This is a genomic window from Stenotrophomonas sp. C-A (genome assembly GCF_054030835.1).
The window spans coordinates 4,203,036-4,225,947 of record NZ_CM132916.1 but is presented as its reverse complement, the minus strand read 5'-3'; the positions used below and the strand labels follow the sequence as shown (position 1 = coordinate 4,225,947).

Annotated in this window: 25 protein-coding genes and 2 riboswitches; of the genes, 16 read left to right on the top strand and 9 right to left on the bottom strand. The window is 66.8% G+C overall.

Annotated elements, in window-relative coordinates; all coding sequences use genetic code 11:
* Positions 1-168: 168 nt before the first annotated feature.
* The 4 genes from ACW5IY_RS19635 to ACW5IY_RS19620 all read right to left on the bottom strand — a co-directional run bounded on the left by ACW5IY_RS19635 (position 169) and on the right by ACW5IY_RS19620 (position 5,295).
* Positions 169-732, bottom strand: a complete 564-nt coding sequence (locus ACW5IY_RS19635) for a TlpA family protein disulfide reductase (protein WP_049436863.1) — start codon at positions 730-732, stop codon at positions 169-171.
* Positions 729-3,101: a protein-disulfide reductase DsbD domain-containing protein gene (locus ACW5IY_RS19630; protein WP_049436864.1), complete on the bottom strand. Its 2,373-nt coding sequence runs from the start codon at positions 3,099-3,101 to the stop codon at positions 729-731. The genes ACW5IY_RS19635 and ACW5IY_RS19630 overlap by 4 nt, the downstream gene beginning before the upstream one ends.
* A complete protein-coding gene (cutA, locus tag ACW5IY_RS19625) occupies positions 3,098-3,436 on the bottom strand; it encodes a divalent-cation tolerance protein CutA (protein ID WP_010481118.1) in 339 nt (112 codons plus the stop codon). The genes ACW5IY_RS19630 and cutA overlap by 4 nt, the downstream gene beginning before the upstream one ends.
* Positions 3,437-3,504: 68 nt before the next feature.
* On the bottom strand, positions 3,505-5,295 hold the full coding sequence (locus tag ACW5IY_RS19620) for an endonuclease (RefSeq protein WP_049436865.1): 1,791 nt from the start codon (positions 5,293-5,295) through the stop codon (positions 3,505-3,507).
* A 351-nt stretch (positions 5,296-5,646) separates the two neighbouring features.
* On the opposite strand from ACW5IY_RS19620, the gene ACW5IY_RS19615 reads away from it, so the two are divergent.
* Positions 5,647-5,934: a co-chaperone GroES gene (locus ACW5IY_RS19615; RefSeq protein WP_005411227.1), complete on the top strand. Its 288-nt coding sequence runs from the start codon at positions 5,647-5,649 to the stop codon at positions 5,932-5,934.
* An 83-nt stretch (positions 5,935-6,017) separates the two neighbouring features.
* Positions 6,018-7,667 carry a chaperonin GroEL gene (gene groL, locus ACW5IY_RS19610; RefSeq protein ID WP_014038666.1) on the top strand — a complete coding sequence of 550 codons (1,650 nt, stop codon included), beginning with the start codon at positions 6,018-6,020 and terminating at the stop codon, positions 7,665-7,667.
* 114 nt (positions 7,668-7,781) lie between these two features.
* Here groL and ACW5IY_RS19605 read toward each other — a convergent pair whose 3' ends face one another.
* On the bottom strand, positions 7,782-8,048 hold the full coding sequence (locus ACW5IY_RS19605; RefSeq protein WP_043397487.1) for a hypothetical protein: 267 nt from the start codon (positions 8,046-8,048) through the stop codon (positions 7,782-7,784).
* A complete protein-coding gene (locus ACW5IY_RS19600; protein ID WP_049436866.1) occupies positions 8,045-8,968 on the bottom strand; it encodes a LysR substrate-binding domain-containing protein in 924 nt (307 codons plus the stop codon). The genes ACW5IY_RS19605 and ACW5IY_RS19600 overlap by 4 nt, the downstream gene beginning before the upstream one ends.
* A gap of 249 nt (positions 8,969-9,217) precedes the next feature.
* Between ACW5IY_RS19600 and ACW5IY_RS19595 the strand changes: the two genes are divergently transcribed.
* Both ACW5IY_RS19595 and ACW5IY_RS19590 read left to right on the top strand, forming a co-directional pair.
* On the top strand, positions 9,218-9,853 hold the full coding sequence (locus ACW5IY_RS19595; RefSeq protein ID WP_049436867.1) for a glutathione S-transferase family protein: 636 nt from the start codon (positions 9,218-9,220) through the stop codon (positions 9,851-9,853).
* A 13-nt stretch (positions 9,854-9,866) separates the two neighbouring features.
* Positions 9,867-10,895, top strand: coding sequence for an LLM class oxidoreductase (locus ACW5IY_RS19590; RefSeq protein ID WP_049436955.1), 1,029 nt, complete (start codon positions 9,867-9,869; stop codon positions 10,893-10,895).
* Here ACW5IY_RS19590 and ACW5IY_RS19585 read toward each other — a convergent pair.
* Positions 10,857-11,846, bottom strand: coding sequence for a retropepsin-like aspartic protease (locus ACW5IY_RS19585; protein ID WP_239682897.1), 990 nt, complete (start codon positions 11,844-11,846; stop codon positions 10,857-10,859). The two genes, ACW5IY_RS19590 and ACW5IY_RS19585, sit on opposite strands and share 39 nt — an antisense overlap.
* A gap of 106 nt (positions 11,847-11,952) precedes the next feature.
* Between ACW5IY_RS19585 and ACW5IY_RS19580 the strand changes: the two genes are divergently transcribed.
* The 8 genes from ACW5IY_RS19580 to ACW5IY_RS19545 all read left to right on the top strand — a co-directional run bounded on the left by ACW5IY_RS19580 (position 11,953) and on the right by ACW5IY_RS19545 (position 18,017).
* On the top strand, positions 11,953-12,660 hold the full coding sequence (locus ACW5IY_RS19580; protein WP_010481131.1) for a response regulator transcription factor: 708 nt from the start codon (positions 11,953-11,955) through the stop codon (positions 12,658-12,660).
* 32 nt (positions 12,661-12,692) lie between these two features.
* Positions 12,693-13,991: a sensor histidine kinase gene (locus ACW5IY_RS19575; RefSeq protein WP_049436959.1), complete on the top strand. Its 1,299-nt coding sequence runs from the start codon at positions 12,693-12,695 to the stop codon at positions 13,989-13,991.
* Positions 13,992-14,063: 72 nt separating this feature from the next.
* Entirely contained in the window at positions 14,064-14,564 is a 501-nt protein-coding gene (locus tag ACW5IY_RS19570) for a MarR family winged helix-turn-helix transcriptional regulator (RefSeq protein WP_049436868.1), read from the top strand.
* On the top strand, positions 14,561-15,301 hold the full coding sequence (locus tag ACW5IY_RS19565; RefSeq protein WP_049436869.1) for a DNA alkylation repair protein: 741 nt from the start codon (positions 14,561-14,563) through the stop codon (positions 15,299-15,301). The genes ACW5IY_RS19570 and ACW5IY_RS19565 overlap by 4 nt, the downstream gene beginning before the upstream one ends.
* A gap of 55 nt (positions 15,302-15,356) precedes the next feature.
* The gene (locus ACW5IY_RS19560) at positions 15,357-15,695 is read left to right on the top strand and encodes a DUF6616 family protein (protein ID WP_010481139.1); all 339 of its coding nucleotides are present in this window, start codon (positions 15,357-15,359) and stop codon (positions 15,693-15,695) included.
* Between the two features lie 112 nt (positions 15,696-15,807).
* Positions 15,808-16,065 (top strand): hypothetical protein, encoded by a 258-nt coding sequence (locus tag ACW5IY_RS19555; RefSeq protein WP_005411217.1) that lies wholly within the window; start codon positions 15,808-15,810, stop codon positions 16,063-16,065.
* A 295-nt stretch (positions 16,066-16,360) separates the two neighbouring features.
* The gene (locus ACW5IY_RS19550; protein ID WP_049436870.1) at positions 16,361-17,434 is read left to right on the top strand and encodes a 3-deoxy-7-phosphoheptulonate synthase; all 1,074 of its coding nucleotides are present in this window, start codon (positions 16,361-16,363) and stop codon (positions 17,432-17,434) included.
* A 271-nt stretch (positions 17,435-17,705) separates the two neighbouring features.
* Positions 17,706-18,017, top strand: a complete 312-nt coding sequence (locus ACW5IY_RS19545; RefSeq protein WP_049436871.1) for a DUF5076 domain-containing protein — start codon at positions 17,706-17,708, stop codon at positions 18,015-18,017.
* Positions 18,018-18,102: 85 nt separating this feature from the next.
* On the opposite strand, the gene ACW5IY_RS19540 is transcribed toward ACW5IY_RS19545, so the two are convergent.
* Positions 18,103-18,720, bottom strand: coding sequence for a trimeric intracellular cation channel family protein (locus ACW5IY_RS19540; protein WP_005411215.1), 618 nt, complete (start codon positions 18,718-18,720; stop codon positions 18,103-18,105).
* An 84-nt stretch (positions 18,721-18,804) separates the two neighbouring features.
* Positions 18,805-18,908: riboswitch (glycine riboswitch) on the bottom strand.
* 13 nt (positions 18,909-18,921) lie between these two features.
* Positions 18,922-19,011: riboswitch (glycine riboswitch) on the bottom strand.
* 40 nt (positions 19,012-19,051) lie between these two features.
* Between ACW5IY_RS19540 and ACW5IY_RS19535 the strand changes: the two genes are divergently transcribed.
* Positions 19,052-19,327, top strand: coding sequence for a GIY-YIG nuclease family protein (locus ACW5IY_RS19535; RefSeq protein WP_049436872.1), 276 nt, complete (start codon positions 19,052-19,054; stop codon positions 19,325-19,327).
* Between the two features lie 144 nt (positions 19,328-19,471).
* Entirely contained in the window at positions 19,472-19,903 is a 432-nt protein-coding gene (locus ACW5IY_RS19530; protein ID WP_049436873.1) for a nuclear transport factor 2 family protein, read from the top strand.
* 82 nt (positions 19,904-19,985) lie between these two features.
* Here ACW5IY_RS19530 and ACW5IY_RS19525 read toward each other — a convergent pair whose 3' ends face one another.
* Positions 19,986-21,266, bottom strand: a complete 1,281-nt coding sequence (locus tag ACW5IY_RS19525; RefSeq protein ID WP_049436874.1) for an NAD(P)/FAD-dependent oxidoreductase — start codon at positions 21,264-21,266, stop codon at positions 19,986-19,988.
* A gap of 123 nt (positions 21,267-21,389) precedes the next feature.
* Between ACW5IY_RS19525 and ACW5IY_RS19520 the strand changes: the two genes are divergently transcribed.
* Positions 21,390-22,169, top strand: coding sequence for an NYN domain-containing protein (locus ACW5IY_RS19520; protein WP_005411210.1), 780 nt, complete (start codon positions 21,390-21,392; stop codon positions 22,167-22,169).
* Positions 22,170-22,283: 114 nt separating this feature from the next.
* Complete coding sequence (locus ACW5IY_RS19515; RefSeq protein WP_010481150.1) at positions 22,284-22,904, top strand: glutathione S-transferase family protein; 621 nt, start codon at positions 22,284-22,286, stop codon at positions 22,902-22,904.
* Positions 22,905-22,912 lie beyond the last annotated feature (8 nt).

The following is a 22,912-nucleotide window of genomic DNA, read 5'->3' as shown; positions in this document are numbered from 1 at the left end:
CGCCCGAACGCACAGCCGCCAGCGGCTGGGCCCGACCCCGGAGGGGGGGTTACGGCGTGTCCTGACCACCCACAGTGCCCCGCCATCCCACGGAATGCCCGCTTTGGCTTTGGCTGTTGCCGTTGCATTGAGCAGGGTGCAGGGCTGCAAGCCCTGCAAAGAACACCCTCACTCCACCCAGCCTGCAATCTCACCGTGCTCGAACGGCCCCAGCTTCGCTTTCACCATCCGCCCCTGCGCATCGAACAGCACGCTGTAGGGCAACAGGCCCTGTGCGTTGCCCAGCTGCACGCTTGCGTCGCGTGGCCCCGGGGTCTCGATCACGATCGGGTAATCCACCGGGACACGCTGCAGGAAACCGCGCACGTCTTCCGGGGTATCCAGTGCCAGGCCCAGCACCTGCACACCGCTGTCGCCCTGTGCATGGGCGAAGCGGGCAAGCTCCGGCATTTCTTCCACGCACGGGGCGCACCAGCTGGCCCAGACATTGATCAACAGCGGGCGACCGGCAGCGTGCTGGCGCAGGTCCAGCGGCCGGCCTTCAAGATCGGGCAGCGACAATGCGGGCAGGCTGTCGCCAACCTGCAGGACCGGCGCCGCGGCCGCAACGGCAGGCTCCGCCGGCACGGCCTCAGGCGTCACCGGCGCCGGTGCCAATCGATGCCCGGCCCACAGTCCAAGGCCGGCGGCCAGCACCGCTGTCCACAGCAGCGCTGGCCGTTGCCACTTCATCGTGCGGTGCGCAGCAGCGCTTCCTCGACCACCGCCTGGGTCAGCAGGGTCGGCAGCACGGTCGGCGGTGCGCCCGGACCGTACACCACGTACAGCGGCACGCCCACGGCCTTGTGCTCTTCCAGGAACGTGGTGATCTGTGGATCGACGTTGGTGTAGTCCCCGCGCATGTACACCGCGTTGGTGCGCTTGAGCAGTTCCTTGAACTCTGGCCGCGACAGCACGGCGCGTTCGTTGGCCTTGCAGCTCACGCACCAGTCGGCGGTCATGTTGACGAACACCACGCGGTTGTCGGCGCGCAGACGGTCGAGCAACTGCGGCGAGTACTCGACCACGTTGTCGCTGGCGGCCTGTGCGGCGCGTGCCGGCGGTGCCAGCTGGGTCACGCCCCAGGCCGGTATCAATGCACCGATCGCCAGCAGCACGCCGAGCAGGGTCACTGCACGCGAGCCGGTCCAGCGGTTGCGTTCAAACAGCCACAGGCCGAAGGCCAGCAGCAGCAGGCCACCCAGCACCAGCGCCATGCCGTCCACGCCACGCTGCTTGCCGAGCACCCACAGCAGCCACAGCACGGTGGCATACATCGGGAAGGCCAGCACGTGCTTGAGGGTTTCCATCCATGGGCCCGGCTTGGGCAGGCGGCGCGCCAGCGCCGGCACGAAGCCGATCAGCAGGAACGGCAGCGCCAGGCCCAGGCCGAGGAACAGGAACACGGTCATCGCCTTCAGCGGCGGGGCAATGAACGCGTAGGCGATCGCGCCGCCCATGAACGGGCCGACGCAGGCACTGCCGACTACGCAGGCCAGCGCGCCGGTGAAGAAGTCACCGGCCGGGCCGCTGCGGCTGGCCAGCGACTGGCCCAGGTTGCCGATGCCGCCGCCCAGGGTGAACACGCCGGACAGGCTCAGGCCCACCGCGAACATGATGTAGGCCAGCACCGCGACCACGCCCGGATGCTGCAGCTGGAAGCCGATGCCGACGGCGTTGCCGATCGCGCGCAGGCCGACCATCAGCGCACCGATCACCGCGAACGCGACCAGTACGCCCAACGTGTACCAGAGGGCGTGGCTGCGCGCGCGCTGCGGGCTTTCGCCACTCTGCGCCAGGCTCAGGACCTTCAGCGAGAGGATCGGCAGCACGCACGGCATCAGGTTCAGTACCAGGCCACCGGCCAGGGCCAGCAGCAGCACCCATACGAACGAACGGTCCGGATTCGGCGTGGTCGCCGGCGGGCGCGTGCGCAGCGCGTTGTCACCGCGCGCGTCGGCAGCGAACTCATTACCGTTTTCGGCGCCTGCAACGGCCGGGGTGGTGGCATCCGTATTGGGCACCGTCGGCAGCAGGCGCAGGGGGGCACCGTTGGCGCCTTCGCGTGGCGCCGCAACCAACGGACTGATCACCTCGTTGCGCGGCGGCGACTGTTCGGCGCTGGCGTTGATCTTGCCGGCCGGGATCGACAGCTTCACCCGGCGGGTCATCGGCGGGTAGCAGATGCCATCGGTCTGGCAGCCCTGGAAGGTCACCACCAGTGTGCTGTCGACCGCATCGGCGACGGAGCGGCGCAGCGGCAGCGGCACTTCCACCTGGTTGAAGTAGACCGAGACATCGCCGAAATGCTCGTCGCGATGCGATTGTGCAGCCGGCCAGCGCAGCTTGTCGGCCAGCACGCCGGTGCTGCCTTCCAGCTTCAGCGAGGTGCGGTCGCGATACAGGTAGTAGCCCGGCGCCGGGCTGAAGCGCAGCAGCAGGGTGTTGCCGTCACTGGCGATGGCGTCGAAGCCGAACGCCTGCTCCGAAGGAAGCGGCAGCGCCTGGCTGTTGCTGGCGGCACCCGGCAGGCGCAGGCCGCCGCTGTTGCCGGCACCGGCCAGCGGGTTGTTGAACGGGCTGGCGGCGCCGGTACGCGTGGCCGGCGCCGCGGCCTGTGCGCCGCTACCGGGCAGGGTGACCTGCACCACGCGCTTCTGCGGCGGGTAGCACACACCGGCATCGGCGCAGCCCTGGTAACGCACTTCCAGGCTGATGGTGCCGGCGGCGTCGGTCGGCGTGCCAGGCAGGGTGGCCTGCAGGCGCTCGCGATAGGTTTCGACTTCGCCGAAGAAATCGTCGTGGTGCTTGTCGCCCTTGGGCATCTGCAGCGCGCCGGCATTGAAGGCCGGATCGGCCTTGACGCTGGTGCGGTGGCGATACAGGTAGTAGCCGGGTGCGATCTTGAACTGCAGTTGCACCTGGCCGCGCTCGGGGGCGGTGGCGGTCAGCGCGAACGCCTGGTCCACCGGCAGCAGGTCCTTCTCATCCAGCGCGAACGCTGGCAGCGAGAGCCACAACAGGGCGCACAGGGCGGCGCCACGCGCAAACAGAGTCTTCAATCAGTGTCCTCCCGGGTCTGTGCCCGGATCCAGTCCAGATACGCCGGCAGGCCGGCCCGGGTTTCGACCGCGATGCACTCCGGGAGTTCATACGGATGCAGTTCGACGATCCGGGCAATCGCGTCATCGACGCGGCTTGCGGTGGTCTTCACCAGCAGTTGCAGCTCGGCGTCGGTGGTCACCTCGCCCTGCCAGCGGTAGGTCGACTGTGCGCCATCGAGGCGGGTCACGCACGCGGCCAGGCGCTCGCCGACCAGCGCGTGCGCGATGCGCTCGGCACTGGCCCGGTCCGGGCAGGTGGTCAACAGCAGCAGGACGGGATCGACGGTCGACATGACCGTCGAGTATAGGGCCGCCGCCGGGTCAGAGCCCGGCGGCGGCGATGGACCGCTGCGTTGCGCGGTCAGTTGGCCAGCTGGCAGGTGGCCGGCTTGGCCGAGGTGAACAGGGCCGGGGTCGCCCACTCGGGGTGATCGATGAACGGGTTGCGGTTGCCCTGGAAGCTGTAGACCACGTCATTGCGTGCACGTTCGGCATCATCCGGTGGGTCGGACAGGTGCCAGTCGATCAGCGTGGACAGCAGCCCCATGTAGGCCGGCGAACTGCTGGTCTTGACGATCTTGCTGCGGTCGTCGGTCAGTTCCAGGTCCGGTTCGGACTGGCCGGTGGCCGCATCCTTGCCCCCTTCATAGCGGATGGCCATGTACATCACCGCACGTGCCATGTCGCCCTTGCGATGGCCCCACACCTCGAAGGTGCCGGTGTTGCCGTCCGGCGTGCGTACCCAGTTGGAGTTGCCCGGGTAACCGCCGCTGCCGCCGCCCTGGCCGTTGTTGGCCTCGGTGGCGCGCTCGCCGCAGTTGGCGTCGCACTTGGCGAACGGCTTGTTGCCACGGTCGGCGTTCCACTGTGCATCGGTCAGGTACAGCATGTGGGTGTCGGTGTACGGCGCGTACGGCAGGCCCTTGTCACCGGTGGTGCTGGCAAAGCCCAGCGAGTTCGGCCAGGTGTGTTCGCGGTTGTACTTCAGGCCACTGCCGCTGCCGGCGCGATCGGTCACCTTGGCGTAGCTGCGGTTGCGATACGCGTCGAGGATGCGGTTCGGGTTGTTCGGGTCCTCGTCGGCGATCTCCAGGATGGTCCAGGTGCTGGTGCCCGAGCCGCTGTACGGGTAGGCGGTGTGGCCCTTGATGGTGGCGTGCAGCGAGCAGCGCAGCTGGCTCGGGCTGGAGGTGTTCACCTTGGAGTAGTAGCCGGCCGGCACGCCCGGGTTGCCCGGGTCTGGATTGCCGCCGGTGCTGGCCACGGTGAACGCGATGCGGCTGTCGGCCGCCGGATGCGCGCCCTGCAGGTCGGTGATGCGCGCGGCGCGGATATCGAAGCGGCAGGCCTCACCGGCCACCAGCGCGGTGTTGGTGGATAGCTTCACGCTGCGGCCGCTGGCCGGGAACGTGAGCGGCACGCTGCCGGAGGTACCGCAGCTCAGCGCGAAGGCGCCGCTGGCCAGGTTCACCGTCTCGCTGAACACCACTTCCAGATCGGCCGCGGCCGGGAAGGTGCTGCTGCCCTGTGCCGGAGTGGTGGTGGACACCGACGGCGGCGTGTTCGGGCCCGGGGTGCCGCCGCCGCTGAAGGTCTGGCCGTTGTTGCAGCTGCCGAAGGTCTGCCTGGCCGACTCGGCCCAGGTGAAGTGGGCGTACTGGCTGCCGCTGCCGGTCAGCTGCAGCGAGGTGCCCGGCGCTGTGCTGTTGGTCTCGGCCACCGGAATGTTCTGGCTGGTCATGCCGGCGGCAGGGCCACCGGAGGCGGTGATGGCGCCCTCGTAGCTGAGGAACTGGACCACCTTGCCGCTGGCATCGACCAGGGCGATGCCGTCGTTCGGGCCGTTCTGGAGGCCGTTGGTCGGGTAGCTGACCACGGCCAGGGTGGCGCTGCCGCAACCGGCGGCGGTGCCGGCCGGAACCGGGTTGTTGGCGTAAACCGTGGCGGCAGAAGGGTTGCTGCCGTTGTAGAGGTAGAGGCGGTAGCCGGACAGATCCTCACCGGCGGTGGCTACGACCTCGATCGCTTCGCCGACGTCACCGGCGGCGGTGCTGTCGTCGTAGTGCAGTTCGTTGATGAAGACCTCGGCCTGGGCCGGCGCGGCGGCCAGCGCCAGCAGGCAGGCGGCGGCAAGCGGGGACAGCAATCGCATCGACAACTCCTTGTGATTGGGAATGCGCGGCCGAGCCTAAGGCCGATCCAGTGACACTTTGTCGTAAATGAACGTCAGATATCTGACAGTGGGACATTGGTCACCAAATGTCACCCGTTCCCCCCTTGGCTTGCCGCGTTGCATCCCTATACAGGCGTCCACGCAGGGAAGGAGGTTTCCGGGTCCGGAGAAAAATTTCGGGATCGGCCCTTGAAAGGCCTGTGGAGGTCTCCATCTCTGTCGTGCTCCCGACTTGTCGGGCTTTTTCACGCGCGTTGCTGGCACTCGCCTGGTGTGACTGCTAACATCGCCGGACTTTTTCAGACCAATCAATAACTTAAGAGGTCTCTCATGAGCATCAAGCCGCTGCACGACCGCGTTGTGGTCAAGCCGATCGAAGCCGACGAAATCTCCGCCGGTGGCATCGTCATCCCCGACTCGGCCAAGGAAAAGTCCACCAAGGGTGAAGTTGTGGCCGTCGGCCCGGGCAAGCCGCTGGACAACGGCAACGTGCGCGCGCCGTCGCTGAAGGTTGGCGACAAGGTCATCTACGGCCAGTACGCCGGCAGCTCGTACAAGAGCGAAGGCGTCGAGTACAAGGTCCTGCGCGAAGACGACGTGCTCGCCGTCATCGGCTGAGCCTCGGCGCGACCTGCTTCATCCCCTGATTCCAAACACCCAGCCGCCGGGCATGGCCCGGCGCTACCAATGAGGTAACTGCAATGGCTGCCAAGGATATTCGTTTCGGTGAAGACGCCCGTTCGCGCATGGTGCGCGGCGTCAACGTTCTCGCCAATGCCGTCAAGGCCACCCTGGGCCCGAAGGGCCGCAACGTCGTGCTGGAAAAGAGCTTCGGCGCGCCGACCATCACCAAGGACGGCGTCTCCGTCGCCAAGGAAATCGAACTGGCTGACAAGTTCGAGAACATGGGCGCGCAGATGGTGAAGGAAGTCGCTTCCCGCACCAACGACGACGCCGGCGACGGCACCACCACCGCCACCGTGCTGGCCCAGGCCCTGATCCGCGAAGGCGCCAAGGCTGTGGCCGCCGGCATGAACCCGATGGACCTCAAGCGTGGTATCGACAAGGCCGTCGTGGCCGCCGTTGCCGAACTGAAGACCATCTCCAAGCCGACCGCCGACGACAAGGCGATTGCCCAGGTCGGTACCATCTCGGCCAACTCGGACGAGTCGATCGGCCAGATCATCGCCGACGCGATGAAGGAAGTCGGCAAGGAAGGCGTGATCACCGTTGAAGAAGGCTCGGGCCTGGACAACGAGCTGGACGTGGTCAAGGGCATGCAGTTCGACCGCGGCTACCTGTCCCCGTACTTCATCAACAACCAGCAGTCGCAGACCGCTGACCTGGATGACCCGTTCATCCTGCTGCACGACAAGAAGATCTCCAACGTCCGTGACCTGCTGCCGGTGCTGGAAGGCGTCGCGAAGGCCGGCAAGCCGCTGCTGATCGTGGCCGAAGAAGTCGAAGGCGAAGCGCTGGCCACCCTGGTGGTCAACACCATCCGTGGCATCGTCAAGGTCGTGGCCGTCAAGGCTCCGGGCTTCGGCGACCGTCGCAAGGCGATGCTGGAAGACATGGCCGTGCTGACCGGCGGCACCGTGATCTCCGAAGAAGTTGGCCTGTCGCTGGAAAAGGCCACCATCAAGGACCTGGGCCGCGCCAAGAAGGTGCAGGTTTCCAAGGAAAACACCACCATCATCGATGGCGTGGGTGACAAGGCTGCCGTCGATGCACGCGTCGGCCAGATCAAGACCCAGATCCAGGACACCTCCTCCGATTACGATCGCGAGAAGCTGCAGGAACGCGTGGCCAAGCTGGCCGGCGGCGTTGCCGTGATCAAGGTCGGCGCTTCGACCGAAATCGAAATGAAGGAAAAGAAGGATCGCGTCGACGACGCCCTGCACGCGACCCGTGCAGCCGTTGAAGAAGGCGTGGTCCCGGGCGGCGGCGTTGCCCTGGTCCGTGCGGTCACCGCACTGGCCGGCCTGAAGGGTGCCAACGAAGACCAGAACCACGGCATCCAGATCGCCCTGCGCGCGATGGAAGCCCCGCTGCGCGAAATCGTTGCCAACGCCGGTGAAGAACCGTCGGTCATCATCAACAAGGTCAAGGAAGGCACCGGCAGCTTCGGCTACAACGCCGCCACCGGCGAGTTCGGCGACATGCTGCAGTTCGGCATCCTGGACCCGACCAAGGTGACCCGCTCGGCCCTGCAGAACGCTGCCTCGATCGCTGGCCTGATGATCACCACCGAAGCCATGGTTGCCGAAGCTCCGAAGAAGGACGAGCCGGCCATGGGTGGCGCCGGTGGCATGGGCGGCATGGGTGGCATGGGCGGCATGGACTTCTAAGTCCCCGCTTTCACCCCGTAATGAAAAACCCCGCCGGAAGGCGGGGTTTTTTTGTGGCCGGTCGGAATCAAAATGGATCCACGCCACGCGTGGATGCCGCTGCCAGGTGTAAGTCTACCCGCGGCCCTCGCGCCGCTGCAGCCACAGGTGGGCCGCCAGCAGGGACAGCGCGCCGCCAGCAATCATCCCCTGTACCCACGGCAGCCCCGTGATCGGCGCAAGCAGCAGGCCCCCCGCCATCCCGATCAGACTGGCGCCGGCTGCCACCCGCTGACGTCGCTGCCGATGTTCAGCCTGGCGATGGCGTGCAGCGATGCGCAGACGCCGTGCATCCGGCTGCAACACCGCTTCGGCAATGGCATCGATCTCTGGGCGATTCATCCTGCGTCCTGCTTGGGGTATGTGCCTGCATCCTGGGTCATCATCAGTGCCGCGCGCAACCAGGCCGTGAATGCGGGTACTGCCGCGTTGGATTCGCCGTCCGCACGCGTCACCGCGTAATAGGCGAAGGCCTGCGGCCAGGGCCGGTCGATCACCACCTGCAGTCGGCCATTGGCGAGTTCTTCGGCCGCATGGATGTCGCGCACCAGGGCGATGCCTTGCCCGGCCACCGCCGCGCGGATCAGCAACAGATCGTCATCGAAAGCGGGGCCGCGCTCCAGTCGTTCATCGACAGGCAGATCCAGTGCCTGGAACCACAGCCGCCAGTCGCTGCGGTCGGCGTCCTGCAACAGGGGCAACTGCAGGCAATCCTGTACCGAGCTCAGCGTCGGTATGCTGGCCAACAATGCGGGACTGGCTACCGGCAGCAGCACCGGTGCCATCAGGTGCTCAGCGTGCAGCCCCGGGTAGCGGCCCAGGCCGTGGCGGATGGCGATGTCCACTCCCTCGCGGCGCAGGTCGACCAGCGCTGCGCTCGAGTCCAGCTGCACGTCCACCTGTGGATGCAACGCACTGAACGCGCCCAACCGCGGTGCCAACCATTGTGCGGCGAAGCTCGGTGCGGCGCTGATGCGCAGCGTGCGCCGCGTTTCCCAGCGTTCCAGGGTCTGCAGGCTGTGCGAGATCTGCTCGAAGGCCTGCAGCAGTTCCGGGTATACGCGAGCGCCTGCGGCGCTGAGCACCACGCCATGCCGGGTGCGGTCGAACAGGCTCACGCCCAGCCGCTCCTGCAGCTGCCGTAGCTGCTGGCTGATCGCACCAGGTGTCACCCCCATCGCATCGGCGGCGGCGGTCAGGCTGCCATGGCGGCCGGTTTCAACGAAGGCCCGCAGGCCCAGCAGCGGCAGCACCGCACTCATGTCCATTCTCCTGTAGCCACGTCGGCACGCGCCGCGCTGCGACAGCATATCGAGCGTGCCGCAGGCTGTCGCGCGACTGCCGGTCACGTTGAGCTGCGCTCAACTTCCCATGCAGGAGACATCGTTTCCTTCCCGCGCCAGCGCTTCCTAGACTGGTTGCACGGCTGCTGCAGCGCCCGTTTCCGCATCGCCCGGTCAGTTTCGTTGAGGACCGGTGCGTGCCGTCGCTCCCTGCCGTCCAGGAACCCCATGAACGAGCCTTCGCTGCACCTGTATTCCGACAGTTCTCCCAATGGCTTCAAGGCCACCATCGCACTGGAAGAGCTGGGTCTTCCCTATCGCCTGCACCACGTGCGCATCGTAGATGGCGAACATCGCCATCCCGATTTCCTGCAGCTCAATCCGCATGGGCGCATTCCCGTGCTGGAGGATCGCGCGCGCGGCATCGTTGTCTTCGAATCGGCAGCGATCCTGATGTACCTGGCCGAACAGGGCAATGCGTTGCTGCCTTCCGAACCGGCTGCACGCTGGGAGACACTGACCTGGCTGATGTTCCATGCTGCCAGCGTCGGCCCGATCCTCGGCCAGCGCGTGCATTTCGAGCACTTCGCGCAAGCACCGGACGCTGGGGCGATCGAACGCTACCGCCGCCTGAGCGACGACCTGTTCGCCGTACTCGACCAGCGCCTGCAGGGACGTGAGTGGTTGGCGGGTGATCGCTATTCGATCGCCGATATCGCTCACTTCGGATGGCTGCATATCGCCCGCATCATCGACATCGATTCCTCGCGGCATCGCCATCTGGATGCGTGGTACGCGCGGGTTGCCGCACGCCCTGCGGTACAGCGCGGCGTGCTGCTGCCCGAGCCGGCCACCGGTCCGTAAGGAGGCCATGCTGATGAATGATTCCATTGTGATGCCGGGCGCGTCGGCGCCCGCCTTTGCCACGCATCCTGGCTACCAGCGCATGTTCCGTGCCGATGCACTGACGCTGGGCATCTACCTGCCGTTGCGTTTCTACCAGGGCGACATGAGCGTGCTGCAGGGTCAGGCGCGGTGGGTGGAGCAGATCGATCGCCACGGCTTTGCCGCGGTATGGGTACGGGACGTGCCGCTGTTCGATCCGATGTTCGGTGATGCGGGCCAGCTGTTCGATCCATTCACCTACCTGGCGTGGCTGGCGGCGCGCACGCAGCGCATGGCCCTGGCCACCGGCAGCGTGGTGCTGCCCCTGCGCCACCCGATCGATCTGGCCAAAGCGGCGGCGTCGATCGACCAGCTGTCCGGTGGGCGGCTGGTGATGGGTGTGGCGTCCGGCGATCGACCGCTGGAGTTCCCAGCCTATGGACTGGAACACGCGGCGCGCGGAGAACGTTTCGCCTCCGCAATGAATGAGATGCGCCGTTGGCTGCAGCCGGGTACGGATGGGCGGATGACACACGCCGGCGCCGAGCAGGGCGTGCAGTTGCTGCCGCCCCCAGTCAGTGGTCGCGTCCCGCTGATCGTCACCGGCGGTGCGCGCCAGTCGCTGGAGTGGATCGGCCAGCATGCCGATGGCTGGCTGACCTATCCCGAGGCCACCCACGACGCCGCCGGCCCGCAGCGGCTGGCCGCGAAGATCCGTGCCTGGCGCGCGCTGATTCCGGAAGCGGGCTTCCGTCCGCACATGACCAATGAATGGATCGACCTGGTGGATGACCCGGATCATCCCCGCACGCCGCTGCAAGGGGGCTATACCCTGCGCACCGGCCGCAAGGGCCTGATCGAGCTGCTGCAGGCCTGGCAGCACGCCGGCGTGAATCACGCGGCACTGGGTATCCAGTTCGCCGAACGTCCTGCCGGCGACGTGCTGCAGGAGCTGGCCGAAGAGGTGCTGCCGTTGTTCCCGTCACATCCGGGGCCGGCGCCGCAGGTGATGGACTGGTAGCGCAAGGGCAGGCGGCGGCAGATGCTCAACTGGCTGGCCGGCGCAGCAGATCCGGGCCGCGCCGGCACCGATGTCCACCTGGCCGCCGCGCATTGCATCCGCACCAAGGATCAGCGCCGGCCGACCCTCCAGGCCGATCGCCTTGAACACTGGCAGTTCGCTGATGCGGACCTCCATCGACGGGTGCTGCCAGCCGCCGCCGGTCATGCCGGGCAGGGTGTACAGCCAGGTTGCCTGCCTTCCGCCGCCCAGGCCTTCGGTGCCCTTTTCACGCACCCGCACCCGCGCGTCGCTGCCGTCGGTGCGCAGCCCCAGTGCGCGGGCTGCTTCGGCGTTGAGGACGGTCTGCGCGGCACCGGTGTCGACCACGGCGATGGCGTCCACCGCAGGCGCGCCCAGTGCAAGCGTGATGAAGCCGAACTGGCGCAGGCCGTCAGTGCGGCCGGGCAGCGCATTGGGCTGGCAACCCGGTCCTTCCAGGTTCAATCCACCGGGTGTCCACAGCGCCAGTTGATTGCGGCCGAAATCCCAACGGGTGTCCCAGCGTCCGGTGAGATCGTTGCCGATCAAGCCGTCAATGGCCGGATCATCCTCCTTCGGCAACGACGACAGATCGACCTTCATGGCTTGGGCCTGCAGCTGCCAACTGCCCAGCTGCCAGGACGTGCTGCGTATGCGCTGCAGCCGCGCGGACGCTGCACTGGCCCCTTGGGCCTGTGATACCTCTGCATCCGCATCCTCCAGACCATAGCGTCGCACGACGCGGTCATCGACCAGAGTGGCGCCTGCCGCGCTGTCGACCACGAAGCGCAGCGGTTCGGCACGCCCGTCCAGCGACACGGCCACGGCCGGATGACCGCCCTGCATCCACATCGGCAGGATGTGTTCGGGGGAATCGGAGGCCAGCGCAGGCAGCGGGGCAGCAAGCAGGAAGAATGGGATGAGGCGCAAGGCAAGTCTCCGCAGTGATCATGGGTGACCATTGGCGCGCAGCGGCGTATCGCGGGAATATCGGCGTTGATACCGTCCTGATACAGACCTGCCTGATACTGCCCGCATGACGACTCCCGCCCGTGTCATCGTTGTCGACGACGACGCCAGCATCCGTGATGCCATCGCCGATTGCCTGCTGCTGCACGGCTACCAGGTGCGAGTGGCTGCCGACGCAGCGGCGCTGGATGTGCTGCTGCAGGTCGAACGTCCGGACCTGATCGTGCTCGACTGGATGATGCCCGGTGAGGATGGCCTGTCGGTATGCCGCCGGTTGCAGGCGCGGGCCATCCCGATCCTGATGCTGTCGGCGATGGGCAGCGCACCGGACAGGGTGATCGGCCTGGAGATGGGCGCGGACGACTATCTGGCCAAACCGTTCGATCCGCGCGAGCTGCTGGCGCGGGTACGTGCGCTGCTGCGCCGGCAGGACAAGCTGCGCGCGCAGGTCGCCAGTGAACTGCGCTTTTCTGGTTGGCGGTTGCTGCCGGAACAACGTCGCCTGCTGGCCCCGGATGGCAACGAGCTGGTGCTCAGCCGTGGTGAATTCAGCTTGTTGCTGGCGCTGGCCGAACGCCCCGGGCGGGTGCTGGGGCGCGAGCAGCTGCTGCAGCTGAGCCGTGGCGAGCCCAGTGACAGCGTCGACCGCGCGGTCGACCTGGCGATCAGCCGCCTGCGCCGCAAGCTCGGGCAGGCTTCACCCGGTGCGGAATCGCTGGTGCAGACATCGCGTGGCGAAGGCTATCGCTTCGACGCCGAGGTACAGCTGCTGTGAGCAGCCGGTGGCCGACCGCGCGTTGGATCACGATGCTGGCCCTGGCCAGCCTGCTGCTGGCGACACTGGTCAGCGTGGCCGTGGTTGGCTGGATGCCTCGGCCCGCGCCGCCACCGATGCAGTTGGACCAGGCCGTGCAGGTGCTGCGAGGGGAACAGGCCGCGGCACCACTGGGCCTGCATCTGGCGACGCAGGATGCGCCACCACAGGGCAGTGCCAGTGACTGGCTCACCCAGTTGGCGGCGCTGCAGATGGGTTTGCCGGTGGAGGATGTTCGGCTGGTATGGAGCGGACAGGGAAAGGCGCCTGATGTGCAGGTCATCGAAAGCGGCGCCCTGCTCGACGCCACGGCGCGGGCCGGGGTACTGAAGGCGCAGGCTGCCGTGCTGACCGCGATGCAATGGCCGCCATTTGAACTGGGCATGCGCCAGGCCGATGGCCGATGGCAGGTGGTCGGCAGCGATCACAGTGATCTGGCAGCTTGGCGGCGACAGGTGATACTGGCGCTGCTGGGCGGTGCCGTGTTGTTGGCGCCGCTGGCGGCGTGGGCATCGATCCGGCTGGGGCGCCCATTACGACGCTTGGCCGATGCCAGTGCACGTGTGGACCTGCAGGCCGAAACGCCCCTGCCGGATGATGGCCCTCGCGAGGTACAGATGCTGGCCGCCGCGATCGGCACCGGTCGAGAGCGCCTGCGTGCGCAGGCACAGGACATGACCCATATGCTGGCTGCAGTGGCGCATGACCTGCGCACACCATTGACCGGCCTGCGCCTGCGCGCCGAGTTCGCGCCCACACCACAGGCGGCCCGGATGGTGGCGGACATCGAGCGCATGGACACGATGATCGAGCAGGTGCTCGACTACGCACGCGGTGAACTGCAGCCGTTGCAGATGCGCCCGCTGGATCTGGCCGCGCTGCTGGAGGAGTGCGTGCAGGCAGCGTTGCTGCGCGGTGTAGAGATCTCCATCCAGGGGCCGGACAGTCTGCCCTGGCACGGCGACGCGCTGCTGCTTCGGCGTGCGTTCGACAACCTTATCGACAACGCCGATCGCTATGCCGGGGCGGTGGAGCTGCGGGTTGCCGTGGTTGAGCGAGGGGTCCAGCTGGAGGTGATGGATCGCGGCCCAGGTATCGCCGAGGGCGACCGAGTACGCCTGCTGCAGCCCTTCCAGCGCAGCGAGAGCTCGCGCAGCCGCGCCACGGGTGGGACCGGGCTGGGCTTGGCGGTCGCCGCCAATGTGGCGCGGCGGCATGCGGGCGAACTGCAGCTTCTGCACCGGGAGGGAGGTGGACTGATCGCGCGCGTGCTGCTGGGAAGGCTCCCCTGATATCGGCTGTGGTTTACAGGCTTCGGCTATTTTGCCGTATGATTAGGCGCCTAACAATATCGCGTGCGTGAGATGATCGAAGCCAAGCACCATGCCCTGATGGATGAAGCACAGCGACGCGGCCATGCCAGCACCGCGCAGCTGCGCCTGTGCTTCCAGCTGCTCTCGCTGTCCTCGACAATCGATCGCGACTGCGCCGCCCGGCTGGCACCACACGGGCTCAGTGAGGGTCGCTTCATCGTGCTGTTCCTGTTGCATGGGGCCGGCGGCACGTTGCCGCCCCACGTGCTGGCCGAGCGCGCAGGCGTGACCCGCGCCACCATCAGCGGCCTGTTGGATGGCCTGCAGCGCGAAGGACTGCTGCAGCGTCGCTGCGATGCCGAGGATGGCCGCCGCCTGCAGATCGTATTGACCGCACCGGGAATACGCTTGGCCGAGACCTTGTTCGACCAGCACACGCAGTGGATCGGTGGGCTGTTCAACGGCCTGGATGCTGATGAACAGCAGCAGCTGTCGCAGCTGCTGCACAAGATCTGGCAGCACACGGATGCCGGGCGGGAATCCGCAGCATGAGTACGTCCATTCCTGCGGAACGTCGGCAAGCACTCAACACCGGCCGCGTCGCCGCCAGCCATCTGGCTGAATGCCTGGCGGTGGATTTCGCCGCGCTGCTACAGGTGGTAGCGCCTGCGCTTGCACCGGAAGCGCTGCAACGCATGCAGGATGCTTCAGGCAAGGGCATCACACTGCGCATGGCCTTGGCTGCGCAACTGCTGCGTGAGGCGGGGCAGGGCGATCCCGTGCAATGGCAGGACCATGCGTCCGATACCGTGCGCGGCTGGGCCTGCTACCTGATCGGCAGCGATGCCCGTGCAACGTTGGCAGAGAAGCTGCAGCACATGCGCACGCTAGCCGATGATCCACACTTCGGTGTGCGCGAATGGGCGTGGCTGGCGCTACGCACGGACATCGTTGCCGTGCCAATGCAGGCGCTTGAGAACCTGCAACCGTGGACACAGGAAACATCGCCGTACCTGCGCCGCTTCGCCTGCGAAGCACTGCGTCCGCGCGGTGTCTGGGCCGCGCATATCGCGCTGTTCAAGCAGCACCCTGAACATGCATTGCCGATGCTGGAAGCACTGGCTGACGACCCGGAACGCTACGTGCAGGATTCGGTCGGCAACTGGCTCAATGATGCCGGCAAGACTCAGCCGAAGTGGCTGCGCGAGCTGTGCACGCGTTGGCAGCACGAGCGCCACAGCGACGCCAACGCCTACGTCCGCAAACGCGCACTGCGCTCGCTCCGGTAGTGCCGGCCGCTGGCCGACAACCCCGCAACCTCGTAATCCTCAAGGAAGAACCACCATGTCGCACACCTTCATCGAGCTCTATACCGCCACGCCGGCCTGGACCACACTGCCGCCCGAGCAGCGGAATGCCTTCTTCGCCCGTATTGGCGCCGGCATGCAGCAGTTCGATCCAGCCCGCATCACGCCGCTGGCGATGGGCCGCATTGCCAGGGACGTACCGCACAGCAGCGATGAACAGTTCTATGCGGTCTGGCGCTGCGCGAGCCGCGAGGAGGTCGATGCGCTGGTGGCTGGCATTGCCGCTACCGGCTGGCATGAGTACTTCACCACCACCCATGCGGTAGGCGCGATGGACAGCATGGCCCAGCACCTGGCCGACCTGGCCGCCTTGTAGCGGGGCGGCAGACGCCGGCAGTTCCCGGCCCTCGGCATGGGTGGCACATGCGCCTGTCACCCGGACGCGGTAAACAGGACATTGCCCATGTCCATCCGCAGGGAAGTCGATCATGCAGAGCACGCTCCAGGTCACGCTGTTCGGCCCTCTTGGCGACAGCCCGGCGTTGCAGTTGCCGGGGCTGGAGGGGCCGTCGGTGGCCATCCAGGAATCGGCCCTGCGGCGGTTGGTTTCCGACCTCTACACCGCGCGTTCCCTGCTCAACCCCGAGCAGCTGGACGAGGCCCGGCAGGAACTGGATCGCGTGCTGGAACGCTGGGCCGACATCCATGAGGGTCTGCTGCTGGACGTGGAAGTGCATGGGAAATGAGCGACGTTGCGTGGTTGCCGCCGCGTAGGCCGGGCCGGCGCGCACCTCGCTGAACCGCGTCCCCAGTTGCGGATGAAACAGTTTGCACTGCGCAAAAGCTGTGCTATCAATAGATCCCATGAACGCAGCCCCCACCAGCTTTTACTGGTATTACTTTCCGAAGCCACTGGCGGAGGAAGGACTGCGCTCACCCTGAAGAAAGCTTCAGACGCATTCCCGAAAGCCGCCAGCGAACCTGGCGGCTTTTTTCATGCCGCCACGCTGGGGACCCCCAACGTTCCGGAGATCTCCCGCAATGCCCCCGCACACCGACGACCTGCGTATCCGCACCATCGAACCGCTGACACCGCCTGCCCAGCTGCTGGCGATGCTGCCCTGTGACGATGAAGCCTCCGACACCGTCAGCGCCTCGCGCGCGGCCCTGCACCAGATCCTGCATGGCCGCGACGACCGCCTGGCAGTGGTGGTCGGCCCGTGCTCGATCCACGACCCGAAGGCCGCCATCGAGTACGCCCAGCGCCTGAAGCCGCTGCGTGACGCGCTGGCCGGCGAACTGGAAATCGTCATGCGCGTGTACTTCGAGAAGCCGCGCACCACGGTGGGCTGGAAAGGCCTGATCAACGATCCGGACCTGGATGGCAGCTTCAAGATCGACAAGGGCCTGCGCATCGCACGCGGCCTGCTGCGCGACATCAACAAGCTGGGCCTGCCGGCCGGTGTCGAGTTCCTCGACGTGATTTCGCCGCAGTACATCGCCGACCTGGTGGCATGGGGCGCGATCGGCGCACGCACCACTGAAAGCCAGGTGCATCGCGAGCTGGCCTCGGGGCTGTCGTGCCCGGTCGGTTTCAAGAACGGCACCGATGGCAACGTGAAGATCGCCGCTGACGCAGTGGGTGCGGCGTCCAATCCGCATCACTTCCTGTCGGTCACCAAGCAGGGCGGCACCGCCATCGTGTCGACCACCGGCAACCCGGATTGCCATGTGATCCTGCGCGGTGGCAAGCAGCCGAACTACGACGCAGGCAGTGTTGCCGAGGCCTGCCAGGTGCTGGCCAAGGCCAAGCTGCCGGCGCGCCTGATGATCGACGCCAGCCATGCCAACAGCCTGAAGAACCCGGAGAACCAGCCGAAGGTGATCGACGACATCGCCGTTCAGCTGGAAGACGGCGAACAGCGCATCGTTGGCGTGATGATCGAGAGCCATCTGGTCGGTGGCCGCCAGGAACTGGTGGAAGGCCAGCCGCTGGTCTACGGGCAGAGCATCACCGATGGCTGCATCGACTGGGACACCACCGTGACGGTGCTGGAGCGACTGGCCGCGGCCGTGCGTGCCCGTCGCGACGTAAAGGTGTCCGAAGCCGCTTGAGTGCGGCACGTGTGTGGATGGCGGCCAGCGCCTGCGGGGGGGCGGCCGCGATCAGGGCCGGTCGGAGTTGGAGACCGGCCCATCTGCACCGGCGATGCGCCTGGCGCTGCGCATGAGCGACAGCGCCAGGTACATCGCCGGGGTGGTGAGACCGATGGATGGGGCCTTCATGCAGCGTCGAGCCCGCGAAGCGCGGGGCTTTGTAGAAGATCCGCTCCACGTACGCTCCAGGTCACGTCACAATGCCACTTCCTGTTTGGTGGCCGCAGCCATGAAAGAACTGATCATTCCAGAAGCCGCACAGCGCGATGAGGATTCCATCGAGATGATCCGCGTGTGGATTGCCGAACGGGGATTGCATGCTTCGCTGAACGTTGGCCTGTATGGCGATCGTCCTGGTGTTCGAGAGGAGCATGCGTGGGGACGTATCCTGGCAGACGTTGCCCAGCATGTCGCAGATGCTCTGGTCGTGGATGGCGGGATGGACCGCGGCGCGGCGATCAACGCGATCAAGGATGCATTCGATGAAGAGCTGCGGGCGCCGTCCAGTGGGCGCTCCGGGGGATTCGTGGTCCGCCACTGAGGGACCAGATGGGCGCCGCGGCGCTGGAGACAGCGTCCCAACGCAACACGGCAACAAGCGCTGGGCCACGTCGAGAACGCGAACCTCAATGCACTTCGTCGTGATAGACGAATTTCGGCATTTCCCAGCGGTAGTGGATCGCCAGCAGGCGCAGCGCGAAGCCGCCGCCCAGGCAGCACAGGATCGCGGTGGCGTCGGCCACGCCCCAGTGCAGCAGCAACAGGTAGGCCGCGCCGGTCAGCAGCGCGATGATCGCGTACAGCTCCTTCTGGAAGATCAGCGGCACCTCGTTGCAGAGGATGTCGCGCAGCACGCCGCCGAACGCGCCGGTCAGCATGCCGGCGATCAGCACGATCGGCATCGCATGGCCGGCTTCGCGCGCGATCGAGCAGCCGATCAGGGTGAAGGCGATCAGGCCCAGACCATCGAGTACCAGGAAGGTGCGACGGAAGTGGTGCATCCAGCGCGCCACCCAGGTGGCGATCAGCGCCGCGCATACGGTGAAGCCCAGGTACTCGGGATGCTTCACCCAGCCCAGCGGGTAGTGGCCGAGCAGGATGTCGCGCAGCGAACCGCCACCGAGTGCGGTGACGCAGGCGATCATGACCACGCCGAACAGGTCCATGCGGCGGCGGCCGGCGGACAGCGCGCCGGTCATGGCTTCGGCGGAAATGGCGATCAGGTAGATGATGGACAGCAGCATGGGACAGGCTCCGGGCGCGGTGGGGCCGGCCATGCGCGACTACCGCCACTGCCTGCGCAATGACGGGATGACGATGACCGGTGCCGCTCCCGCTGTCCTTTTGCCTGAGAGTTCAGCGGCATGGGCCGCGTGCCCCTTCGGCGGATCGTCCCGGGCGTGCCCGGTGACCTCTCTCCAGCTCGGCGAGTCGAATGCATGGTTGGTGGGATTCCAGCCCACCGGCCTGAGCGATCATGGGAGCCTGCGCCTTCGGCGGGCGCCAGCGCGGCGCCTCTCTCCTGCATTCGGCCGCCAGTATATCCGCTGCAGTGCAGCACGGCATAATCCGGGCATGGCCCCGTCCCTCCGCCCGTGGTTCCTGTACCTGCTCGAATGCCGGGATGGCAGCTATTACGCCGGCATCAGCACTGATGTGGAGGCGCGTTTCGCCGCCCACCAGGCGGGCAAGGGCGCGCGCTACACCCGGGCCCGGCCGCCGCTGCGCGTGCTGGCCGTGCGCGAATACCCGGACCGGGCCGCCGCCTCGCGGGCCGAGTGGCAACTCAAGCAGCAGTCGCGCGAACGCAAGCTGGCCTGGCTGCAGGCGCCGGATCCTGCGCTTCTGTAGAGCCGAGCCCACGCTCGGCTGTCGTTGCTGCTGCCTGATGGTGAAGCCGAGCATGGGCTCGGCTCTACAGTAGATCCACGCCCTGCGTGGATGGGCGCTTCCAGCCATGCCATGATCGCCCCGCGCCCAGAGCTGGAGACCCGGATGTCCACGATCGCCCTGCTGTTTGCTCTCTCCGCAGCAACGAGCCCTGCCGCCGATCCGGCCACCCTCGCGGCCATCGAAGCCACCTGCCACGACTACGTCGACGGCCAGCTGGAGGCCGACCCGCAGCGCGTCGCCCGCTCCCTGCATCCGGACCTGGCCAAGCGCGCGGTTCTCGGCGATACACCCGACGAACGACTGGGCCTGCGCCGGATGTCGAAGGAAGAACTGGTCTCGTTGACGAAGCAGGGCGCGTTGAAGAACCCGAAGGATCAATGGGACCGCCGCTGCACGGTGCTGGATGTGACCGGCAACGCGGCGTCGGTGCGGCTGGAAACGCCGTGGTTTGTCGACTACTTCCACATGGGACGCTTCGACCAGCGCTGGGTCATCGTCAACGCGTTGTGGTACCCGAAACCGAAGGCGCCGTAGAGCCGAGCCCATGCTCGGCTTCTGCAATCCGCGCGAAGTGCAGCCGAGCATGGCTCGGCGCTACAGGAGCATGCGTGCGCTCCTAGCGCTTCGGTCGCCGGTCGTCCTGGTCATCACCGAAGATGATGCGCGCGCTGCGCTGGTAGCTCCAGTACGCCACGGCCCAGTTCAGCAGCACCACGATGCGGTTGCGGAAGCCGATCAGGAAGAACACGTGCGCGGCCAGCCAGAACCACCACGCCAGCACACCGGACAGCTGCAGCCGGCCCAGATGCACGATCGCAGCCATGCGGCCGATCGTGGCCAGGTTGCCGAAGTCTGCGTACTTGAACGGGCCGGGTTCGGGCTTGCCGTGCAGGCGCGCGCGGATCACCTCGGCCACGTACTTGCCCATCTGCTTGGCCGCGGGCGCCACGCCAGGCACCGGCTTGCCGTTGGCCTGGTTCAATACGGCCAGATCGCCAGCCACGAACAGTTCCGGGTGGCCAGACAGGGTGAGGTCGGGTTGCACCTGCACGCGCCCGGCGCGGTCCAGCGGCACCTCCAGCGTGCGCGCCAGCGGTGAAGCGGCCACACCGGCGGCCCACACCACCGTGCGTGCCGGCACGAACTGATCGCCGAGCCTGAAGCCCTGGCTGTCGATGTCGCTCACCGGAGTGCCGGTCAGCACTTCCACGCCCAGCTTTTCCAGCTGCCGGCGCGCCTTCAGCGAAAGTACTTCCGGGAACGAGGACAGTACGCGCGGACCGGCCTCGACCAGCCTCACCTTTGCGCTGGCCGGGTCGATGTGGCGGAACTCGTTGCGCAGGGTATGGCGCGCGATCTCGGCCAGCGTGCCGGCCAGTTCGACGCCGGTAGGTCCACCGCCAACCACGGCGAAGCTCAACCATGCGGCCTTCTTCGCCGGGTCCGGTTCTGCCTCGGCGCGCTCGAACGCCAGCAGCAGCTTGCGGCGCAGCGCGATGGCATCGTCCAGCGTCTTCAGCCCGGGCACATCATCGGCCCATTGGTCGTTGCCGAAGTAGGCGTGGGTGGCGCCGGTGGCCAGCAGCAGGCTGTCGTAGTCCAGCGTGCTGCCATCGGCCATGCGGATCTGCCGGGCCTGCTTGTCGATGGCCACCACTTCGCCGAGGCGGACTTCCACATTGCGCTGGTGTCCGAGGATGTGGCGCAGCGGTGCGGCGATATCCGGGGCGGACAGGCCGGCGGTGGCCACTTGGTACAGCAGCGGCTGGAAGAGGTGATGGTTGCGGCGGTCGACCAGGGTGATGCGTATGCGCTCGCGGGCCAGGGCACGGGTGGCCCAGAGACCGGCAAAACCGCCGCCGACAACAACCAGGTGGGGAACGCGCTCGCGACTCATCGACTCACTCCAGTGGGGGCATTGGGGGAAGCGCCTGGCATCTTCGCATGATGGCCCCCTGTCACGTCAGCGCCCGCGTGGATCGGCGATACTCGGGTTCAGGCAACGGCCCGTGAGGAGCCCATGAGCGAACCGGAAAAGCGCATCGCCCTGTTGATCGACGCCGACAACGCGCCGGCCTCGAAGATCGACGAGGTCCTGGCCGAAGTCGCCCGCTACGGTGTGGCCAACGTACGCCGCGCCTATGGCAACTGGAAGAGTCCGCGGTTGAAGGGCTGGGAGGCGGTGCTGCACGAGTACGCGATCCGTCCGATCCAGCAGTTTGCCTACAGCAAGGGCAAGAATGCCTCGGACATGGCGATGGTGATCGACGCCATGGATCTGCTGTACGCGCGCAATCTGGATGGTTTCGCCATCGTCTCCAGTGATGCCGATTTCACTCCGATGGTGATGCGCCTGCTGACCGACGGCGTGAAGGTGTATGGCTTCGGCGAGAAGAAGACGCCCGAGCCATTCGTCAACGCGTGCTCGAAGTTCACCTATCTGGAAGCGCTGGGCCAGACCCATGCCAGCGTGCCGGATACCGAACAGGCCTCCAGCGAACAGGCCTCGAACGAGCCGGTGGCCAACGACGATGCCCGCCCGCGCAAGAGCGGTGCGGAAATGCGCAGCGATACGCGGCTGGTGAAGATGCTGCGTCGCGCGGTTTCGGCGGCCGAAGGTGAGGACGGCTGGTCGCACCTGGGCCCGGTTGGCAGCCAGATCGGCAACCAGGCTTCGTTCGATCCGCGCAACTACGGTTACGGCAAGCTCAGTGATCTGCTGGCAGCGATCGGGTTGTTCGAGCTGAAGAAGGACGGCAAGTCGTCCTACGTGCGCGCGTTGCCGAAGAAGAACAGGTAGTGCCGGCCGCTGGCCGGCAACGCCCGGATGCCAGATCCGGCATCCGGCGCGCACACACCCCACCCGATCAGGCGTATCGTTGCCGCTCGCATTGCCAGCAAGGAAAAAACCCGCATGTTGAAGATCTGGGGCCGCCGCAATTCCAGTAACGTCCGCAAGGTGCTGTGGTGCGCCGAGGAGATCGGCCTGCCGTATGAATCCATCGAAGTCGGTGGCAGCCACGGCGGCACGCAGACGCCGGAGTACCAGGCGATGAATCCCAACAGCCTGGTGCCGGTGATCGAAGACCACGGCCTGCCGCTGTGGGAATCGAACGCCATCGTGCGCTACCTGAGCGCCCGCTACGCGCTGGGCACCCTGTACGCCGAAGACCCGATGGAGCGTGCCCAGGCCGAGAAGTGGATGGACTGGAGCACCTCGCGGATGGCGCCGCTGTACACCGATCTGATCTGGGGCATCATGCGCACCGCCCCGGCCGACCGTGACGAATCGCGCATCAATGCCGCCATCGTGCGTGCCGGTGACTACCTGGCGATGGCCGATGCCACGCTGGCCAAACAGCCGTGGCTGTCGGGTGAGAAATTCGCGATGGGTGACATCCCGCTGGGCTCGCTGATCTATGCCTGGTTCGAACTGCCGATCCAGCGCCCGGAACTGCCGCACCTGGCCGACTGGTATGCCCGCCTGCGCGAGCGGCCGGCCTACCAGCGCGGCGTGATGTCGCCGCTGACGTAAGCGGGGCC

What these genes read in the sequence shown, in the direction of transcription:
- ACW5IY_RS19635 (WP_049436863.1), bottom strand. Translation starts at nt 732, where the DNA reads ATGAAGTGGCAACGGCCAGCGCTGCTGTGGACAGCGGTGCTGGCCGCC.
- cutA (WP_010481118.1), bottom strand. Translation starts at nt 3,436, where the DNA reads ATGTCGACCGTCGATCCCGTCCTGCTGCTGTTGACCACCTGCCCGGAC.
- ACW5IY_RS19620 (WP_049436865.1), bottom strand. Translation starts at nt 5,295, where the DNA reads ATGCGATTGCTGTCCCCGCTTGCCGCCGCCTGCCTGCTGGCGCTGGCC.
- ACW5IY_RS19615 (WP_005411227.1), top strand. Translation starts at nt 5,647, where the DNA reads ATGAGCATCAAGCCGCTGCACGACCGCGTTGTGGTCAAGCCGATCGAA.
- groL (WP_014038666.1), top strand. Translation starts at nt 6,018, where the DNA reads ATGGCTGCCAAGGATATTCGTTTCGGTGAAGACGCCCGTTCGCGCATG.
- ACW5IY_RS19605 (WP_043397487.1), bottom strand. Translation starts at nt 8,048, where the DNA reads ATGAATCGCCCAGAGATCGATGCCATTGCCGAAGCGGTGTTGCAGCCG.
- ACW5IY_RS19600 (WP_049436866.1), bottom strand. Translation starts at nt 8,968, where the DNA reads ATGAGTGCGGTGCTGCCGCTGCTGGGCCTGCGGGCCTTCGTTGAAACC.
- ACW5IY_RS19595 (WP_049436867.1), top strand. Translation starts at nt 9,218, where the DNA reads ATGAACGAGCCTTCGCTGCACCTGTATTCCGACAGTTCTCCCAATGGC.
- ACW5IY_RS19590 (WP_049436955.1), top strand. Translation starts at nt 9,867, where the DNA reads ATGAATGATTCCATTGTGATGCCGGGCGCGTCGGCGCCCGCCTTTGCC.
- ACW5IY_RS19580 (WP_010481131.1), top strand. Translation starts at nt 11,953, where the DNA reads ATGACGACTCCCGCCCGTGTCATCGTTGTCGACGACGACGCCAGCATC.
- ACW5IY_RS19575 (WP_049436959.1), top strand. Translation starts at nt 12,693, where the DNA reads ATGCTGGCCCTGGCCAGCCTGCTGCTGGCGACACTGGTCAGCGTGGCC.
- ACW5IY_RS19570 (WP_049436868.1), top strand. Translation starts at nt 14,064, where the DNA reads ATGATCGAAGCCAAGCACCATGCCCTGATGGATGAAGCACAGCGACGC.
- ACW5IY_RS19565 (WP_049436869.1), top strand. Translation starts at nt 14,561, where the DNA reads ATGAGTACGTCCATTCCTGCGGAACGTCGGCAAGCACTCAACACCGGC.
- ACW5IY_RS19560 (WP_010481139.1), top strand. Translation starts at nt 15,357, where the DNA reads ATGTCGCACACCTTCATCGAGCTCTATACCGCCACGCCGGCCTGGACC.
- ACW5IY_RS19555 (WP_005411217.1), top strand. Translation starts at nt 15,808, where the DNA reads ATGCAGAGCACGCTCCAGGTCACGCTGTTCGGCCCTCTTGGCGACAGC.
- ACW5IY_RS19550 (WP_049436870.1), top strand. Translation starts at nt 16,361, where the DNA reads ATGCCCCCGCACACCGACGACCTGCGTATCCGCACCATCGAACCGCTG.
- ACW5IY_RS19545 (WP_049436871.1), top strand. Translation starts at nt 17,706, where the DNA reads ATGAAAGAACTGATCATTCCAGAAGCCGCACAGCGCGATGAGGATTCC.
- ACW5IY_RS19540 (WP_005411215.1), bottom strand. Translation starts at nt 18,720, where the DNA reads ATGCTGCTGTCCATCATCTACCTGATCGCCATTTCCGCCGAAGCCATG.
- ACW5IY_RS19535 (WP_049436872.1), top strand. Translation starts at nt 19,052, where the DNA reads ATGGCCCCGTCCCTCCGCCCGTGGTTCCTGTACCTGCTCGAATGCCGG.
- ACW5IY_RS19530 (WP_049436873.1), top strand. Translation starts at nt 19,472, where the DNA reads ATGTCCACGATCGCCCTGCTGTTTGCTCTCTCCGCAGCAACGAGCCCT.
- ACW5IY_RS19525 (WP_049436874.1), bottom strand. Translation starts at nt 21,266, where the DNA reads ATGAGTCGCGAGCGCGTTCCCCACCTGGTTGTTGTCGGCGGCGGTTTT.
- ACW5IY_RS19520 (WP_005411210.1), top strand. Translation starts at nt 21,390, where the DNA reads ATGAGCGAACCGGAAAAGCGCATCGCCCTGTTGATCGACGCCGACAAC.
- ACW5IY_RS19515 (WP_010481150.1), top strand. Translation starts at nt 22,284, where the DNA reads ATGTTGAAGATCTGGGGCCGCCGCAATTCCAGTAACGTCCGCAAGGTG.